This is a genomic window from Pseudovibrio sp. WM33 (assembly GCF_001623165.1).
Lineage (GTDB): Bacteria > Pseudomonadota > Alphaproteobacteria > Rhizobiales > Stappiaceae > Pseudovibrio.
The window spans coordinates 73,081-90,253 of sequence record NZ_LMCK01000015.1 but is presented as its reverse complement, the minus strand read 5'-3'; the positions used below and the strand labels follow the sequence as shown (position 1 = coordinate 90,253).

The window sequence follows — 17,173 nt, the reverse complement described above, 5'->3', positions numbered from 1 at the left end:
GTCAAGAACCTCGCTGGCGCGGTTTAGCTATTTGCACCGCATGCACATCAAGGTCGAACTCAGTGCGCAGGTACAAGGCTTGTGGCAAAGGTTGGGACCACAACTGCCCTTCAATCTGGAAGTCCAGACGATTGGAGCGGCGTGGCTTATTAGGTTCAACGATAGAAACCAAAAGACTATCTGCGATAAGGCGAGGCTCGAAATGTACGATTGCCTCATGCAAGATGTCTTCAATCTCTTCAGCACTTTTGCTTGTCATCGCGCCTAGGTCTGGAATTCCAAAATTTAAGACGGAGGACTGGACTTCGGGATAGGGTGTCAAATCAATGTCTGATGCCAGGCGGGTTGTGTTAAAAAGCCACTCCAAATCACGTTGAATGGAATACCGAAGATTAACCGAACTGGTGACACGGGCTTCGCGAGGCTCCACCTGCTGAAACGGGTTGTCATCTGTAAGACGATCCAACAAAGACGGGACCAACCGATCAGCAAGAGGGCGTTCAACCATGGCCTCCCTCCGTTGAAGATGCGGCATCATCTGCGCCCGTTACGGGGCCGATGTCCTTATGAATATCCAGTTCAGTGTCAAAGTTGATCGCTCGCACCTCAAGCAGAGGGATCTCTGCGCTTTCATGCGCAAACGTACGTTGCCCGATCGGTCTGTCTTCGTTCCAGGTAGTTAAACGGGAAAGCTTGAGGTTTGGGTCGTCTGAATGAACAGTCTCAACGTAACGTGTTGGAATGAAACCATTTGCAGGGCCACCATTGACCCAAAGAAGATTCACAGGTGTCCAGCACATGTCCCGCAGATCACGAGGCTCTGGAATTCTGATGGATTTGATTGCGGAGTACGGAACCCAATAATAGGCGTTGCTCATCATAAGCTCAAGAACTGGGCCAAGCCGCGGGTCGGCATCTGCCAGCCACTCGAACTTTTCACCATTGATGGTTCCGGAAATAGCGTCTGCTTCTTCAAAGGCTTTATCCCGAAGCTCAATTGCCGCTTGTTCGTTCTTCTCACTATCGAACTTGAGGGCTTGAACCAGGAAAGAAAGCCATTCTTTGGGTTCGCCAAAGAGCAGGGGCGTCTTGTCACCTGAAAAGACTTCTTCGCGCAATTGCTCCATATCCAGCAAGCGGGAATAAGTCTCCACCATAGGCACGGCACTTTCATCAAACTGCCGGATGATTGGAAGTTGTTTTTTGGCTTTGAGCCAGTCTCCATTGACGCAATAGAGCTGGAAAAGGAGGATGCGCTCTTTGACGTCCTCAGGCTTTTTTCGCACATGCTCCTGAGTGATCTTGAGCGCTTCTTGTAAATTACCTGTGGCTAGATGTTCCTTCGCAGACATACGGGATCACTCCAGATTATTGCGATGAGGAAGGTTTGCCGGGGAAGCCCCCGGCAAACAGATAAGGTAGGGAAATACTCGATTATTTGACGACCAGGTCGCGAGTATTCTTGATGCGGCTCCACTTTTCGGTAAGTGTCTTGCCCATCGCACCAGTGGTATCCATCATGGTGTAATCAATCTGAACAGCACCATATTCCATCTGGATGGATTCTTTACACTCTTCATCGTTACCTTCCCAACTGATTTCCTTGATGGCAACCAGCTTCATTGTGAAGGTAAGGAAGATCACACCAGCTTTACCGGATGCACCACCAGAACGGCGAAGCAAAAGTGTCACTGTCTCGTAAATACCGCCGTTACAACAAGCAAGGAAAAGGCCTGGCGAACCGCGGTCACTTTTCTTTTCAATCTGGAATTCTTTAAACTTCACGCGACCAGCGCCAGAACCGCCACGCATGGAGCCGATGTCCATAGTGTTTTCAGCACCCATGCTGAAAGTGGCGATTTCGAAGGCCTTTTTTTTTGCCATTTCGTCATCTTGTGTTTCGCCTTCAATGGCGATAGCACCGGCACCGGGCCCCTCAAAGATTACATATGCATCAATTGACATGACGCTTGCTCCACTTTTTGTTGCTTACTTTTTTGTGGCACTAAACGGCTTGCCGCATGAGGCGTAGTGCCGATTAACAGCGTTTTGAATGGGTTTGATAAAAACGCTGCCGTCTTCCGCGTCAGCCTGAGGTTTATCCTCCCTTGGCTGACGGAAGCTTTGAAACCAGTCGCAAAGAAACCGTCAGACCTTCCAACTGGTAATGAGGACGCAGGAAGAACTTCGCGCTGTAGTAGCCTGGGTTTGAATCGTCGGCTTCGACGACTACTTCGGCTGACGCCAAAGGCTTTTCCGCCTTTGTCTGCTCACTCGAACCTGCAGGATCGCCATCTACGTAACGCATGATCCAATCTTGCAGCCAGTTCTGAAGATCCTGACGTTCTTTGAACGAACCAATCTTGTCTCGAACAATACATTTTAGATAGTGAGCGAACCGACAACTTGCAAATAAGTAAGGTAACCTAGCTGCAAGGTTCGCATTTGCTGTCGCGTCAGGGTCCGTATACTCTGCTGGTTTCTGCAAAGACTGTGCTCCAATGAACGCCGCCAAGTCCGAATTCTTGCGATGTAACAATGGCATCATACCATTCTTCGCAAGTTCAGCTTCACGGCGGTCAGTGATGGCAATCTCAGTTGGACACTTCATGTCCACGCCGCCATCATCCGTTGGGAATGTATGTGAAGGCAGGCCTTCAACAGCGCCGCCAGATTCAACACCTCTGATGCGGGAGCACCAGCCGTACATCTTGAATGAACGGGTGATATTGGTTGCCATTGCAAAAGCAGAGTTAGACCAGACGTACTTTGAGGAGGAGGCACCTGATGTGTCCTCTTCAAAATCAAACTCATCTACTGGCTCAGTAAGCGGACCATAAGGTAACCGGGCCAGAAAACGCGGCATTGCAAGACCGATATAACGAGAATCTTCAGATTCTCGTAGTGATCGCCATGCGGCATATTCTGGTGTTTGGAAGATTTTGGTGAGATCGCGGGGGTTTGAGAGTTCTTGCCAGGATTCCATTTGGAAGAGGCTAGGGCTTGCACCTGCAATGAACGGAGCATGAGCCGCCGCAGCAATCTCTGCCATTTCGTTCAGAAGCGCTACGTCTGGTGGTGTGTGGTCGAAGTAGTAATCGCCAATCAACACACCATAAGGCTCACCACCGAACTGACCGTATTCTTCCTCGTAGATTTTCTTGAAGACCGGGCTCTGATCCCACGCTGTACCCTTGTATTTTTTCAGAGTTTTGCTCAGTTCCTTCTTGGAGATGTTCATCACCCGGATTTTCAGCATTTCGTCAGTCTCAGTGTTATTGACGAGATAGTGAAGTCCGCGCCAGGTACCCTCAAGGCTCTGGAAGTCTTCGTGGTGAAGGATCGTTTGAATTTGCTCGGAAAGCTTGCGGTCAAGTTCGGCAACAATTGACTCGATTGACTTCAGCGTGTCATCCGAAATCAGCGTCGTGTTTGCCAAAGCCTGCTCAGCCAGTGTTGCCACTGCACCTTCCACGGCTTCTTTTGCGCTGTCTGACTTAGGCTTGAATTCTTGAGTGAGTAGAGATTCAAAGTTATTAGGATCAATAGCTTCAACCTGTGCCTCTTCGGCTTCGACTTCCGGTTGTTTTTCAGCTTCAGGCATTATTTTCGTCCTTCTCTTCAGCAGCAGCATCACCTTCCTTCGGTGCGGCAGCTAGTGTTTGCAAAAGGGCAGGATCATTTAAAACCTTACCGATCAACTCTTCGGCACCGGACTTGCCGTCCATATAGGTCATCAGGTTTGCAAGTTGAGTACGGGCTTCCAGCAAGGTACGCAAAGCATCAACTTTGCGAGCAACTGCTGCCGGAGAAAAATCGTCCATACTCTCGAAGGTCAGATCAACACTGAGATTTCCTTCGCCTGTTAGGGTGTTGGGAACACGGAATGCCACACGTGGCTTCATCGACTTCATGCGTTCATCGAAATTGTCGACGTCGATCTCAAGGGCTTTTCGATCCCCTACAGGAGGAAGTGGATCGTCGGGCTTGCCAGAAAGATCAGCCATTACACCGGCTACGAAAGGCAGCTGGATGGTCTTTTCTGCACCGTACAATTCAACATCGTACTCAATTTGCACTCGAGGGGCTCTGTTCCTCGCTATAAATTTCTGACTACTTTGTTTTGCCATGTGATCGGGTTCCCGGTGCTTTTGTTCTTATTCAGACCTGGGTTATTCGATTGAACCAGAATGTTCGTCATCGTCGTCGGGGCGTACCCCCCTGATATTCAAAACTTGTGCTTCCCCATCTGGAGCGAGGTCCTTGATGATGGAATAAAAGTCGAGATCAACAAGACGTCGGGCCCGACCCAGTAGAAGTGGAACCGGACTTGAAGGTTCGCTGCGCTTGTAATACGCACAAACTTCATCAAGAGCCCTTAATACGTCAGTTCGGTTTATAACTGTTCCGGTAAAACTTGCGCTTTTCTTGCCTGCTCGAGCTTTAACTGGTCCCTTTGCCTCAGAGGCAGGTTCTCCATCCTCCTCCTCTTCTTCCTCTTCGATTTCCAGTGCTGGAGCCAATAAAAACTGCGCTTGACGTAGCTCTCGCAGCAGATCGTCAAGGATCAGACCACCGTGCTGTCCGAAAAAATCCCGGATGTGCTCGGATGTTTTGATCGCAGTTTCGATTGCATTAACAACCTCTGCAATGTTTTCGTGATCAGTCTCTCTGAGCGCTGCATCGTAAGAGGCAATGTCCGGCCTATCTCGCCCTTCCGGCAGTTCAGTCTCCCCGCGGGCAATAGCGATCTCGTTGAGAGACCATGCCCCGAAGATACGAGACTGAACCAAAGAGGCATTTCTGATCAAAGCAAGCGTTGTGCGTCTGTCGTTGAGAGCGGAAAGGACATTCGCACGCATGATCGGGTCATGCCCCTCTGCAGGATCAAGTTCTGGATGCAGCGTATCCCAGAAGGAATCCAGCATTTGTGCAATGAAATCCATGCCTTTGGCGAAGCCTGGATATCCTTCAATTGCAATTAGAGATTGTGCGTGAATGATGGCAACGCGAAGATCGTAGGTCCGCGTAAGCAGCTGGGTGGAGAGGCGCAGCGCTTCCTTCCAGTCAGGCTCTTCCCCTTTGATAATGGCTTCCCCGATCTGGTGATCTTGGGTGCCACTGGCAGCAGTCTCCATCGTCAGGAAGTCAGGATCGTATTCAAGATCCGGCCCGCAAGGTGCATTCTCCTCAATAGGTTGAAGGGAAGCCGTTGGATCCATTCGAAATCTATCCCGCTCTGCTACTGCTTATTGGGACTGGAAGTCCGATCACTACCAAGTATTTGCGCATAGGATTGGTAGAGGTTGCCAAATGAGTGGGGCGACCACTCGAGATGGGCCTATAATATTCCGCAAGATCATTTCATTGTGTGTACAGTATAAGAGGAACTGGTAATATCGTTATTAACTCGTTGACTTGATAGGGAAAAGTATCTCTGCAACCAGAACACTCTGACAGATATGAGGATATTGTGTTGGAACCTGCAAAGAACACATCAACAAGCACTGTCAGGTTTTACAAGTGCCCGTCGACAAAACGCATGTTGGCAGAGAAGACGCTCATCTCATCATCAGCTCCTCAGCAACTCTTTTTTAGAGAAGCGAAAGCCCTACAGCTTTTGTCCGGCACCATTGCACCGAAATTTGTGGAGCTGAAAGCCGAAGACGGAACTGGAAACGTCAAGCTGGTCATGGAGTTGGTGGAAGGTCAAACACTTGCCGATAGGCTTAGTAAGGTGTCGCTTTCCTCAAAAGAATGTGTCCAACTCTGTAAGCAATTGGTTCTGACGATCAATCATCTCCATAACGCAGGGATTACTCACCTAGATCTCGCTCCTAACAACATCATGCTAAGCAACCAGGGAGAGCATAGCTTAGTCATTCTGGATTTTGCCTATTGTGCCTTTGCTGATGAACTGCCGTTTATAAGACCTCGTAGCAGTTTTGCAGGTCATTTGAACTATGCTGCACCAGAACAACTCGGGTTAGGCACGGATCAGATCACCGAGAAAGCAGACCTCTATGGACTAGGCTTGATTATACGCGAGATGTTTGGATATCGGGACCATATCAAGGATACATATGAAGCTGCCATTGCGTTTCGGCAGTGCAACCCCGACCTCAGAAAATTAACACCAAACTGGCGGCAAATGGTAACTCAACTGCTGAAATTTGTGCCCGAAGAACGCGTCAGAATATTAACGCACAGCGACTGCAGCACCTAGTCGTGGGCTTGATATTAAGAGCTGCGGAGAGGGCATAGGCGAGCCCAATGGCAGCCTCTATTCGAGCAAATGAATTTAGATTTAATCGAGCTGAGGCTCTCAATGAAGCATGAGCAGCAGCTCTGACTGAGATACGGTTTGCTTTTTTGAGCCAGTTTTCCTGACCAATATTGAGATCGAGATCACTAAGATCCAGCTTTGCAGACGGTATTTTAAAAGCCAGTTTTGGAAGAAGTTTGGAAAAAATGCTCAACTTTGCTGTGAGACGGGCCCACGCGCGAGGATTTCCAGAAAACAGATTTTCGCCAAAGGCTGATTGCAAAAGGCCGATGATATTGAGTGCAGACAAAATCCTGAAAGTAGCTTTTAGATCGGCTTTGAACCCAAGGTTCCAACGGCCAAAATCTCCAAGCGTGTTGGCAAGTGCTTTGACATCAGCTTTGGCATTCATATTCAGATTCTGTTTCAGACCTAGATCAACTAGTCCCATGAGAGGCAATGAGATTCTTACTTTGGGAAGGATGAGATTCAGTTTGCCAAGACTAATATTCGCATTCCCAAGATTAAAAGGGTTTAGTCCCAATCCTTTAATTTGCAAGACCAGCTGTGCTGCCAACCCTAGCTTGGCCAGAATATGACCAGGCAACGACGCCAAATTTGCAGCAAGTGGCAACGCAAATTTTGCACTCGTCTGTGCAAGCTTTTTAAGTTTGAGTTTAGCAGCAGGCAGACTCGCAGATTCCGTCAACCTTAAGGCGAGATCAGCCGCTGCCGCCAAACGCTGGTTTATGCTTGAACTTAACTGTAGAAGCTCTGCCAGACTTAGGAAGTTATAGGGATGAAATCGTAAAAGTGAACTTAAGGGTGTTGTTCGCAGTGATGGTCCGATAATGCGCGGTATTTTTGTAGCTTCTCCTGCCTTCAATACGAGAGGAACAAGCAGGTTGAGATTGACGTCGGGAATGATGTCTGGGCAAAAACAGAAGCAAGGCAATGCGGGGCGCTCCTTCGGCTTGTTCCCGTAAACAAAGGTCGCCCCATGCTACAAAAACTGCAGCATGGGGCGTTTAGATCAGATGGAAATCTTCTGTTCGATATCTTTCAGTGCAGCTTCAATCGGCTTTTTGATTGAAACTGATACACCGAGTGGGTTTTTCTCGAGCAAGTCGATCAGTGTATCTGAGGCCATATGCTTGTTAAGCGTTGTGATACTCGCAGAGAGCTTCTTCGCAACAGCAACTTTCTGCTTTGGATCAGCTGCGCCCCAGTCTTTCAGATCACCGAGCACCGCATCCAGATTCCCTTGGAGGACGCTGGCTGCACCAGTCAATGCTTGAGACGGGCCCTTAGCCTGAATGAGCCGCATACGTGGGTCTGTATGGGATTTCAGCTTGGCGAGAAGGCTACCAATTTCTGTTTCAACATTTGCACGCTGAACCTGGAACTCTTTGATCGCGGCGAAGACCTCTTTCTGGTCGACCTTCTCAGGTGTTGGAGCCTGCGTCAACAGAGCAAGCATCGCTTTCACGCCTGATTGCGTACCGGGATCGTCCAGCGCATTGACGGAGGCTTGAACCGCTGCAAGTTGCTGCCTCAGCTTGCCATTATATTCCTCATCCTTGCCGAGTGCTTTCTCAACTTTATGGGTGAGTGCGGCCAAGATCGACGTCAGCTTGTCGCGCAGAATTTCTTCTTGTGCTGCGTCTTCTGCGGCAGCCGCAGCGGCATCTTCAGCAAATGTGTCCTCATCTTCTTCAGTATCGTTCAGATTTTCGCCACTGGCAGCCAGCTCTTCATCGGTAAAGGCTTCATCACTGCCGGTGTCTGAAACTTCATCAGTCTCATGAGAGAACGTATCCAGCATATGATCTGGAGTCTCTGCACCTTCGTCCTCTGCGTGATCAGAGTGAACGGTGTTACCCTCTTCATCCTTCACATGGATCTTGAAATTTAGCTTTTGGCTGATTAGGAACTTACGCATCATCTTGATAAGCCCTTGGGTAGGTGGCTTACCAACGCATTCGATGGTCATTTCCTTACTTTTGATGGTCACAACCCCACACATGCTCTTGGGGTTCTGGGTCTCCTTCTTCACCGCGACCAAAAGCATCTTTGGCTTTTTCCGCGGGTGAATTATCAAAGCGTCGTCTTCCTTTGGATTCTTGTTTGGCGAATAAGCAAAGTTGACTTCTTGCTTACGTGCCTTTTGAATGCCTGCTTTTAGCTGTTGTAGTTCTTTAGGGTCCATTGGGTAACCTCGACGTTTGATCTTCCGACTACTTACTAAACTTCCTTTTGTGTACTTTACATAAAACTGGTCTCGACGGTTTTAAATAAAGAGTACTGTCTGGGCGTACGTCATCAGTGTTGAGCGTTTCAAAATCAAACATGGTACACAATCGCGCGATTACTTTAATGCCAAGGAAGGTGACGTAGCTGGCGCCCGTACACATTCTCGGTCCTAGACCAAAGGGAAAATAACTCCCAAGTGTCGCCTTTGCTTCTCCGCGCGAAAATCGATCAGGATCGAACATATCTGGATTTTCCCAGAATGAACGATGGCGATGAACAACCCATGGACTGATGATTACCATGGATTCTTTAGGGATTAGAGTGTCCCCGAGTGTTGTGTCTTCTCGTGCAACGCGGGAGAGATAAAGCACAGGAGGATAAAGACGCAGGACCTCTTTAAAGACGTCACGCGTAAAACGCAGGCGGGGCAAGTGCTCGTACGAGATACGGCCACAAGCCGTAACCAGCTGCACTTCTGTTCGAATGCGCTCAACAATCTCTGGGCATTGCGCAAGAATATAGACAGACCAACACAGCGCTGCAGACGTTGTTTCGTGGCTGGAGAGGAAAATGCTCGCGACCTGGTCAACAAGCTGTGACTTCGTGAACCGCTTGCCAGTCGATGGAACACGCGCATCCTGAAACACTTGAAAGAAGTTTTGAGCATTCGGAGGCTTGTTGTGCATGTGCTCGTCAATGATCTGTGAAATGACGGCACGCACGTCTTCTGCAGTCTTCAAAGCTGCTTCCGTAAACGCCGGCGGAGTTCGACCGGTAAAGCGCTTCAGGTCCAGTGCAGTGCCTGCAACTTGTTCCTCGTACTTCATAATAGAATCAAAGCACTGATATTCGAGTTGGATCTCAATGGGTTTTGAAAACACGCAACGGAAATTAACATCAGCAACCAGAAAGTTGATCTCTTCAGCGAGTTTGACGGCTTGACCAGTTTCAGCATGTTGCAGCATACGTTCAACAAACGAGCTGAGGGCCTCCTGCAGATAGCCAAATGAGATGCGGACGCTGGTATTTGAGAAAATAGGCGCAACCATTTCATGCTGGTCTTGCCAGTCAACACCTTCTGCAGAAACCAGACCATTATGCAGGATCGGCTTCAACAGCTCCGCAATTCCACCACCTTTTGGGAAAATCGCTTGTTGTTCTTCCAGAACTCTGGACAGCAACTTAGGCTCGTTTACGAGGAACTTACGCGGGTCATCATCGTCAAACTGAAAAATCGCGCACTCGTAGAGCTCCTTTGGGATGACGCCAAGGGGGTCAGAGCTCAAATAATTACTGAAGTTTCTCCAGCCTTCTGCGGCTTCTCCCGGATAGGGTGCTGGCGGACGATATAATGAAATCTTGTTTTCCATTATCTACATTCATGTTGCGGCGGAAATTAGAATACTTCCGCACATTTCCCAACATCATCAGCGCAAGCCGATAGGAGAAGTAGGTGAGAACCCATGCGCAATAGTGCTTTGCGGGAATATAGAACAGCCCTCTTAGAGATTTGCTTTCGGGACGCCGCAAATTTTGTTTGATTGCTAATCAAGAGAAAATACTCTGAGTAGCCAATGGCTTTGGTCTCATCTGACACAGCGGTAAAAGTAAGAACTATAGGGCTTTAGGCCTGATGTGGTGACAATAGAAAGCAAGGCAAAGCCACCAAAATATGGTTGCAGAAACCGTCTTCTAACCTTACTTGAATCTAAAAGAGATCCCCTCAGGGGAGGTGTTGACGTGTTATGACTTGGAAAAAGATGAGTTTGGAACGCCCGTACTGTTGCGCAGGATCAATCGGCATCCAAGCTCCACACGACGGGCACTGCGCTCGCCATCAGGCAGGGTTAAAGCTTCTTCCAGCAGATTCAACGCGACATGACCGGTCTCTTCCATGGGGACATGGATGGTAGAGAGGGAAGGGCTGGACAGTTTGCCAAATAATGCATTGTCAAAGCCCATAATTGAAATGTCGTTGGGAACGGAGTAGCCGTGGTTCTGTAGGGCATTCATCGCACCAAGTGCAACGTTGTCAGTTGAGCAAAAGAACGCAGAGTAAGGGGAGGGACCATTGTGTTTGCTCAGCCATTTTCTGAAGTTGGTCTCCACCACATCCTGCTGATTGTCACCAACATCAATAATGTCGGAGACAGGAACGTTGAGCCCAGCTTGTCTGAAGGCATCCAGAAATCCTTCAGTCCATTGCTTTGCGACGCGTCGATTGCCCCACGTGAGCAATGCAATCTTTTTATGGCCCAATTCCAGCAGGTGAACAGTCGCCAACTTTGCCCCAAACCGGTTGCTGGGAGCAACAGTATCCACTCTCATCGACTGATCTTGCCCACTCAGAATAACGGAGGCAGACGGCAGTTTGTAAAGCATATCGATGAGACATTACCTGTCATCCTGCATGACTGCGATGCCTTGGGGGCGGTGTTTCGCAACGGCCTCAACAATATTGTCCGGATTAGTTTCATTTTCTTCCTCGATCTGAGGATTGAGGCGAATACCACGGCTTTGGCATTCTTTCCTGAAGGCGTTCAGCCTGGTCCAGGCCACGAAGTTGCGATCGTATTTAAGGAAAGCTTTCTTGGTGCCAACCAGCAGCACTGTAGAGAGCAGGGAGATAGAAGCTTTGCGTCTCCGCTTGGCAAGATAACCTGTCTCACGCGCAATGCCTAACACACGTTCTTGCACTTCACTGCCGATAGGAGCAGAAGCGTTTAAAACGTGAGAAACAGTGCTGATTGACACGTTCGCAAGCTTTGCGATCTGCTTGATACCCGTTGCCACGCGACTTCCACCATTCATCAATAGGACAGGCAATTATTGAATGAAAATCTTTTCATGTGCAACGCCTACGTGCGCGCTGCTGTGTATCACTGAGAGGAACAGATTGATGAATTTTACTTATCCAACATGCATTTGATACTTAGACAATTTCACAATGACAATCGTTAGTATGATCTAACAATACGAATAAATTGAAGAAAATATACGTCGCTCAACTCGTGGCTGCGAATGAGCCAGATTGAGTGATGACCTCAAAGTAAGTTGAAGGACTAATCATGAAAAAGTTTTCATAAAGGCGTCTTGTTGTCAAACGGGACTCCTGTCGCCTTTGCCGGGTAACTGATTGTCAACAAGGTCATATTCGGGCTGCAGGTGCAGAGAGGTGGGCTTGTTGCATTAATAGAAGTAATGCGTTTTGACGGGGAGGATCTGGCAAAACGTGTTGGGGGAGAATTTGATGAAGAGCGTTACACTCACGTCGATTGCTGCTTTGACGCTGCCATTTCTGGCCGCCAATGGCTGGGCCTATAACGAGGCGCCCATGCTCAAGCAGTTGGTTGAAGCCGGTCAATTGCCACCGGTTGAAGAGCGTCTGCCGAAAAATCCACGCGTCGTTCCTGTCTACGACAGCATCGGCATCCATGGTGGCGTCCTGAAGCGTGCGTTCAAAGGCCCAACCGACCGTTGGGGGCCAACCAAGCTCATGGAAGAGCGTGCGGTTGAAACCTACATGGATGGGGACAAGAACCTGTCTCTGGTTCCTGGTTGGATCGGCGAATGCTCTGCAAGTGAGGACGCCCGAGAGTTCACCTTTACAATCCGCGAAGGTCTGCGCTGGTCCGACGGCGCACCTGTCACCACCCGCGATGTACGGTTCTAGTATGAAGCTGTCTTTCGCGGATGATTACACTTTCACCGTCTCCTTTGAAAAGCCATACCCGCTGTTCCTGACCGTGCTGGCCAAGGAAAGCACAGGCCGTCCGGGTCTGGATCGCCCTAGCTTCATCGAACCATTCCGCTACCTCAAAGACTACCACCCAGCCTACGCTGTTTCTGCCAAACTGGAGGCAGCCATTGCCAAGAATGGCGTCAAGAAGTGGACGGATCTCTGGGATTCCAAGGGCCAAATTCAGGCGTGGTGGTTTAACCCGAATATGCCGGTTCTCACCGCATGGCGCGTGAAAACACCGCCGCCCTCCGATACAGTGGTCATGGAGCATAATCCCTACTATTACGGCGTGGATGCAGAAGGAAATCAGCTTCCTTACATCGATCAGATCGAACACCGCCTGTTCCAGGACCCGCAAGCCATCAACTTCATGGCTATTCAGGGCGAAACCGACCTCCAAAACCGCCACATCAATGTGGCCAACTTCACCATTGAAAAATGGATCAAGGCGCTGACATGGTCGATCATTCCGAACCTCAACTCCAAAGATGAAGTCAAGCAGGCTCTGTTCGAAGACATTCGCTTCGGCGAAGCACTAAACATCTCTGTTGACCGCGAAACCATCAACGAACTGGCGTTCTCTGGTTTGGGTGAGGCGCGTCAGGCTTCGCCGATCTCTGGCTCTCCATTTTACGATGAAGAAGCTGAAGCGCGTTGGACAGAGTATGACCCGGACAAAGCCGCAGAACTTCTGGAGGCGATCGGCCTGACCGAGCAAGATGGGGATGGCTATCGTCTGAACCCAAATGGTCGTCGTCTCAGCCTCGTGCTGGAAACCCGCTGGGACATCCAGGGTGAGCTGCTCGAAGTGGTCCGTACCTACTGGCAGAATGTTGGCATTGAAGTTCTGGTGCGTATTATCGATCGCACCTTGTATCAGCAGCACGTTGATACGGCAGACTTCGATCTGGTCCTCGATATGTTTGATCGTTCCTCCGTCATTACAGCTGGCCCGCTTCGTTTCCTCGGTCGCTATGGCTTTGCACCAAGCTACTTCAACTGGTGGAGCACCAACGGTAAGGCCGGCGAAGAGCCGCCGAAAGATCATCTGATCAGAGAAGTCTGGAAAGCTTGGGAAAGCGCCCAGACCGCACATAACCTTGAAGAAGCAATGCCTATGCGCAGCAGATGGTGACCTTGCACAAGCAATACGGCTGGCATGTGGGGCTCGTTGGAGAAACGCCTGCAGTCTACGTGCGCAAAAACAGCCTGAAAAACTTCCCTGCGGGGTTCGTCCACGACGACGCTTTACGCGGCGTTGGCCTCGCATATCCGCAGCAGTTCTATTTCTCCCAAGATTAACCTGCCTTGCGGTTGAACTGGCGGCGGCGATTCCGATGCCGCCACCAGTTCACAACTTCAATGCTTCCTTGCAAGTACAATAAAACGGAAAAGGGATATAGCAGGTTATATTGCGCATCGCCTACTGTGGTCGATCCCGACATTGATCGTTATTACGATTGCCACATTCGTTATCATTCAGCTTCCACCGGGTGATTACGTAACAGCATACATTGCAGAACTGGTAGAAACTGGCGAAGTTATTGATGCGGAAACAGCTGCTCACATACGTCATGAGTTTGGTTTGGACCGTCCAATGTACGAGCAGTTCCTCACATGGATCGGCGGAATTCTGCTTCATGGTGACTTCGGGCTGTCTCTCGACTGGAAACTCCCGGTATCTGAGCTGATCTGAGACCGTATCGGTCTCACCCTGCTGATCTCCATGCTCTCATTGTTGATGACATGGGCGATCGCTATTCCTATCGGCGTATATTCCGCCACGCGTCAGTATTCATTCCTCGATCATCTGTTCACCGTTCTTGGCTTCCTCGAGCGCGGTATTCCGGACTCCCTCCTCGCCTTGGTGCTGATGTGGATGGGCTTCCTCTACTTCAACTTTCACGTTGGTGGATTGTTCTCGCCAGCCTACGAAAATGCACCGTGGTCCTTTGCCAAGTTCGTTGACCGTCTCTCCCACCTCTGGGTGCCGGTGCTTGTACTGTCTACCGGCGGTGCTGCTGGCCTGCTGCGCATCATGCGCGCCAATATGCTGGAAGAGCTGGGCAAGCCGTATGTTGAGACCGCCTACGCACAAGGCTTAAGCGAGCGACAGGTCGTCTGGCGCTACCCTGTGCGCGTTGCACTCAACCCGTTCATTTCCACCGTTGGCTGGGCTTTGCCTGCACTCATCTCTGGCGATGTCATCACAGCCGTGGTGCTGAACCTCCCAACAACCGGCCCACTGCTTCTGCGCTCCTTGCAGAATCAGGACATGTATCTGGCTGGTGGCTTCATTCTCATACTGAGCGTCTTCACCATCATCGGCACGTTGCTTTCAGACATCTTGCTGGTGCTGACCGATCCACGCATTCGTCATTCGTGAGGGCACTATGTCAGAGCAAACTTTAAGTGATACTGCTGTTGAACCTGCAGTCGAGGTGAAGGAGAACTCCTCCTACACCGCTAAGCCACTGACCCTGAGCTAAATGGGGGACGCTCAGCACTTTCTCCCGCGATGGCGGCGATATCGAGCGCATTCGCTTCTCCAACTGTACAGTCCAGTGTGAGCAAACGCCGGACGGGTTCTGGGGCAGTGGAGAGGCCATCACCATCAACGCCTTGCCACGTGTGGCAGGTGATGTCCCTGGCTACGTGCGCGATGTATCTGCCGATGGCATCACGGGGCGAGCACAAGGGACGATTAACATTGTTGGTCACGAAACCCAGAAGATCGAGAGTGTCTCGCTCAGCAACATCCAACTCACATTGGAAACCGGCAAGTTCTCGGATGCCTACTATCTCGATCTGCGCCCAAGCCCGCACGATGTGAACCTGCTTGATAATCCCGAGCAAGGCCGCCGCAACGCATGGGTTAAAAATGAGGCAGGGCAAGTCCTTGGCCTTGAACCCTATCTGAACGGATTGCCGGGCCTCTGGCTGGATCATGCCAACAACGTCCGTTGCAATGATGTCGTGATCCACAGACCCGCACCGCTGCCGAAGGGCTGGTCGACGGAAGAGGCGGAACTCGGCCACGTAACCAACGTTTGCTTCAGCAAACCTGCAAGTTCTCACTGTGTTGTTTAGGAATAGGACATATGCTGAAACAGTTTGATTTGAATGGAAAAACCGCAATCGTAACCGGCTGTGACACAGGCCTCGGTCAGGCTATGGCCGTTGGTCTGGCAAAGGCGGGCTGTGATGTGGTCGGCGTCAACGTGGTTGAGCCAAAAGAGACAGTGGACTTGATGGCGGAAACTGGCCGCAAGTTCTTCGATCTGCGTGCTGACCTGAGTAACAAGGAAGCGCTGCCGGGCATCATTGCTGATGCTGTCGCGGCCACTGGTCAGGTTGATATTCTCGTCAACAACGCAGGCATCATCCGCCGCGAAGAGGCTCTGGATTTCTCAGAAGACGACTGGGATGCGGTGATGAACCTCAACATCCGCTCACTCTTCTTCCTCTCTCAGCTGGTTGCAAAGCAGTTCGTGAAGCAGGGCAACGGTGGCAAAATCATCAATGTTGCTTCCATGCTTTCCTATCAGGGCGGTATTCGCGTGCCATCCTACACCGCCTCCAAAAGCGCTGTTCTGGGCCTGACCCGCGCGCTGGCAAACGAGTGGGCAAAGCACGGCATCAACGTCAACGCAATCGCGCCGGGTTACATGGCGACCAACAACACCACCGCCTTGCGGGCCGATCCAGACAGAAACCAAGCGATCCTTGAGCGCATCCCGGCAGAGCGCTGGGGCGAACCGACGGATGTCGCAGGACCATGCGTCCTGAGGCAGCCTCGTATGTCAACGGCTTCACCATTGCTGTCGATGGCGGCTGGCTCGCCCGCTAACTGAAACACAAAGCCAAAAGCAAATAACGCGCAGTTGAAAAACTGAGCGACTGGAAAAGTGCGCTCAATTGCCGAATTTTAGGAGATCACCATGGAAGTAAGACAAGCAATTCACAGCGACCAAGCTAAAACATTGGATACAGAAGGCCTGCGCCGTGAGTTCCTCATTGAAAGCATATTTGCTGCCGATGAAGTCACCATGACCTACAGCCACGTAGATCGCATCATCATAGGTGGTGTGATGCCACTGAACACAGAAGTCGTATTGGTGGCAGACTACGGCAAGAAGCTGGGCGTTTCCTACTTTTTGGAACGTCGCGAAATCGGCTTCATCAACGTGGGCGGCCCGGCTGTCATCACAGTAGATGGTGAAACCTACGAAGTCGCACAGGAAGAAACGCTTTACATTGGTATGGGCGCAAAAGATGTGTCTTTCAAAAGCATCGATAAGCAGAACCCGGCCAAGCTCTATTACAACTGCGCCCCGGCTCATAAAACCTATCCAAACAAGAAGGTCACACTGGCAGAAGCCTCTCCGGTCACTCTGGGCGATGCTGAAAACTGCAATGAGCGCACGATCAACAAGTACTTCGTGCCGGATGTACTCCCAACCTGTCAGCTGCTCATGGGCATGACCAAACTGCATCAGGGCTCCATCTGGAACACCATGCCAGCGCATACCCATGATCGTCGTATGGAAGTATATTTTTACTTCAACATGAAGGAGGATGCCGCAGTGGTGCATATGATGGGGGAACCGCAGGAAACCCGCCATTTATTCGTTCACAACGAACAGGCAGTGATCTCCCCAAGCTGGTCCATCCATAGCGGTGTCGGCACCCAGTCCTACACCTTCATCTGGGGAATGACCGGTGAAAATCAGGAGTTCACCGACATGGACCACATTGCAGTTCCTGATCTGAAGTAAACAACATCTAATCTTTGAAATGACTCAAGCCTCGCTCTGAAAAGAAGCGGGGCTTTTTGCTTGCCTGAAGGATGTTCGGTTCAATATCCTCAAGATCTAAGTATGGAAAAATAGGCGCAAATTGTCTCAGTTGTC

17 protein-coding genes and 2 pseudogenes are annotated in these 17,173 nt (G+C 50.3%); 8 read left to right on the top strand and 11 right to left on the bottom strand.

Annotation, left to right across the window (positions count from 1 at the left end; all coding sequences use genetic code 11):
- Position 1: 1 nt before the first annotated feature.
- The 6 genes from tssE to tssA form a co-directional block, all read right to left on the bottom strand.
- Complete coding sequence (tssE, locus tag PsWM33_RS03760; protein ID WP_063299264.1) at positions 2-508, bottom strand: type VI secretion system baseplate subunit TssE; 507 nt, start codon at positions 506-508, stop codon at positions 2-4.
- Complete coding sequence (locus PsWM33_RS03755) at positions 501-1,352, bottom strand: type VI secretion system accessory protein TagJ (protein WP_063299263.1); 852 nt, start codon at positions 1,350-1,352, stop codon at positions 501-503. Before PsWM33_RS03755 ends, tssE begins: the two co-directional genes overlap by 8 nt.
- Positions 1,353-1,434: 82 nt before the next feature.
- Positions 1,435-1,965: a type VI secretion system tube protein Hcp gene (locus PsWM33_RS03750; RefSeq protein WP_057465257.1), complete on the bottom strand. Its 531-nt coding sequence runs from the start codon at positions 1,963-1,965 to the stop codon at positions 1,435-1,437.
- 133 nt (positions 1,966-2,098) lie between these two features.
- On the bottom strand, positions 2,099-3,604 hold the full coding sequence (gene tssC / locus PsWM33_RS03745) for a type VI secretion system contractile sheath large subunit (RefSeq protein ID WP_063299262.1): 1,506 nt from the start codon (positions 3,602-3,604) through the stop codon (positions 2,099-2,101).
- Complete coding sequence (tssB, locus tag PsWM33_RS03740) at positions 3,597-4,130, bottom strand: type VI secretion system contractile sheath small subunit (RefSeq protein WP_063299261.1); 534 nt, start codon at positions 4,128-4,130, stop codon at positions 3,597-3,599. Before tssB ends, tssC begins: the two co-directional genes overlap by 8 nt.
- Positions 4,131-4,172: 42 nt before the next feature.
- Entirely contained in the window at positions 4,173-5,222 is a 1,050-nt protein-coding gene (gene tssA, locus PsWM33_RS03735) for a type VI secretion system protein TssA (protein ID WP_063299260.1), read from the bottom strand.
- A gap of 320 nt (positions 5,223-5,542) precedes the next feature.
- On the opposite strand from tssA, the gene PsWM33_RS03730 reads away from it, so the two are divergent.
- A complete protein-coding gene (locus PsWM33_RS03730; RefSeq protein WP_063299259.1) occupies positions 5,543-6,226 on the top strand; it encodes a protein kinase domain-containing protein in 684 nt (227 codons plus the stop codon).
- Here the strand turns inward: PsWM33_RS03730 and PsWM33_RS03725 are convergent.
- From PsWM33_RS03725 to PsWM33_RS27900, 5 genes are all read right to left on the bottom strand, one after another.
- On the bottom strand, positions 6,192-7,220 hold the full coding sequence (locus PsWM33_RS03725) for a hypothetical protein (RefSeq protein ID WP_208994375.1): 1,029 nt from the start codon (positions 7,218-7,220) through the stop codon (positions 6,192-6,194). The two genes, PsWM33_RS03730 and PsWM33_RS03725, sit on opposite strands and share 35 nt — an antisense overlap.
- Before the next feature lie 78 nt (positions 7,221-7,298).
- Positions 7,299-8,474, bottom strand: a complete 1,176-nt coding sequence (locus PsWM33_RS03720) for a hypothetical protein (protein WP_063299258.1) — start codon at positions 8,472-8,474, stop codon at positions 7,299-7,301.
- 28 nt (positions 8,475-8,502) lie between these two features.
- The gene (locus tag PsWM33_RS03715; RefSeq protein WP_063299257.1) at positions 8,503-9,888 is read right to left on the bottom strand and encodes a cytochrome P450; all 1,386 of its coding nucleotides are present in this window, start codon (positions 9,886-9,888) and stop codon (positions 8,503-8,505) included.
- A gap of 373 nt (positions 9,889-10,261) precedes the next feature.
- Entirely contained in the window at positions 10,262-10,846 is a 585-nt protein-coding gene (locus PsWM33_RS27905) for a LacI family DNA-binding transcriptional regulator (protein WP_208994374.1), read from the bottom strand.
- Positions 10,847-10,912: 66 nt separating this feature from the next.
- Positions 10,913-11,311, bottom strand: coding sequence for a LacI family DNA-binding transcriptional regulator (locus tag PsWM33_RS27900; RefSeq protein ID WP_208994373.1), 399 nt, complete (start codon positions 11,309-11,311; stop codon positions 10,913-10,915).
- Positions 11,312-11,768: 457 nt separating this feature from the next.
- Between PsWM33_RS27900 and PsWM33_RS28615 the strand changes: the two genes are divergently transcribed.
- The 7 genes and pseudogenes from PsWM33_RS28615 (at position 11,769) to kduI (ending at position 17,038) form a co-directional block, all read left to right on the top strand.
- A complete protein-coding gene (locus tag PsWM33_RS28615) occupies positions 11,769-12,191 on the top strand; it encodes an ABC transporter substrate-binding protein (protein ID WP_208994372.1) in 423 nt (140 codons plus the stop codon).
- 1 nt (position 12,192) lies between these two features.
- Positions 12,193-13,395 carry an ABC transporter substrate-binding protein gene (locus PsWM33_RS03705; RefSeq protein WP_208994371.1) on the top strand — a complete coding sequence of 401 codons (1,203 nt, stop codon included), beginning with the start codon at positions 12,193-12,195 and terminating at the stop codon, positions 13,393-13,395.
- A complete protein-coding gene (locus tag PsWM33_RS27890) occupies positions 13,389-13,562 on the top strand; it encodes a hypothetical protein (RefSeq protein ID WP_208991886.1) in 174 nt (57 codons plus the stop codon). Before PsWM33_RS03705 ends, PsWM33_RS27890 begins: the two co-directional genes overlap by 7 nt.
- 97 nt (positions 13,563-13,659) lie before the next feature.
- Positions 13,660-14,646: pseudogene (locus tag PsWM33_RS03700) on the top strand (ABC transporter permease).
- Positions 14,647-14,882: 236 nt separating this feature from the next.
- Positions 14,883-15,350: a hypothetical protein gene (locus PsWM33_RS03695; protein WP_208994370.1), complete on the top strand. Its 468-nt coding sequence runs from the start codon at positions 14,883-14,885 to the stop codon at positions 15,348-15,350.
- An 11-nt stretch (positions 15,351-15,361) separates the two neighbouring features.
- Positions 15,362-16,110: pseudogene (kduD, locus tag PsWM33_RS03690) on the top strand (2-dehydro-3-deoxy-D-gluconate 5-dehydrogenase KduD).
- A gap of 91 nt (positions 16,111-16,201) precedes the next feature.
- Entirely contained in the window at positions 16,202-17,038 is an 837-nt protein-coding gene (kduI, locus tag PsWM33_RS03685; RefSeq protein ID WP_063299256.1) for a 5-dehydro-4-deoxy-D-glucuronate isomerase, read from the top strand.
- Positions 17,039-17,173: the final 135 nt, after the last annotated feature.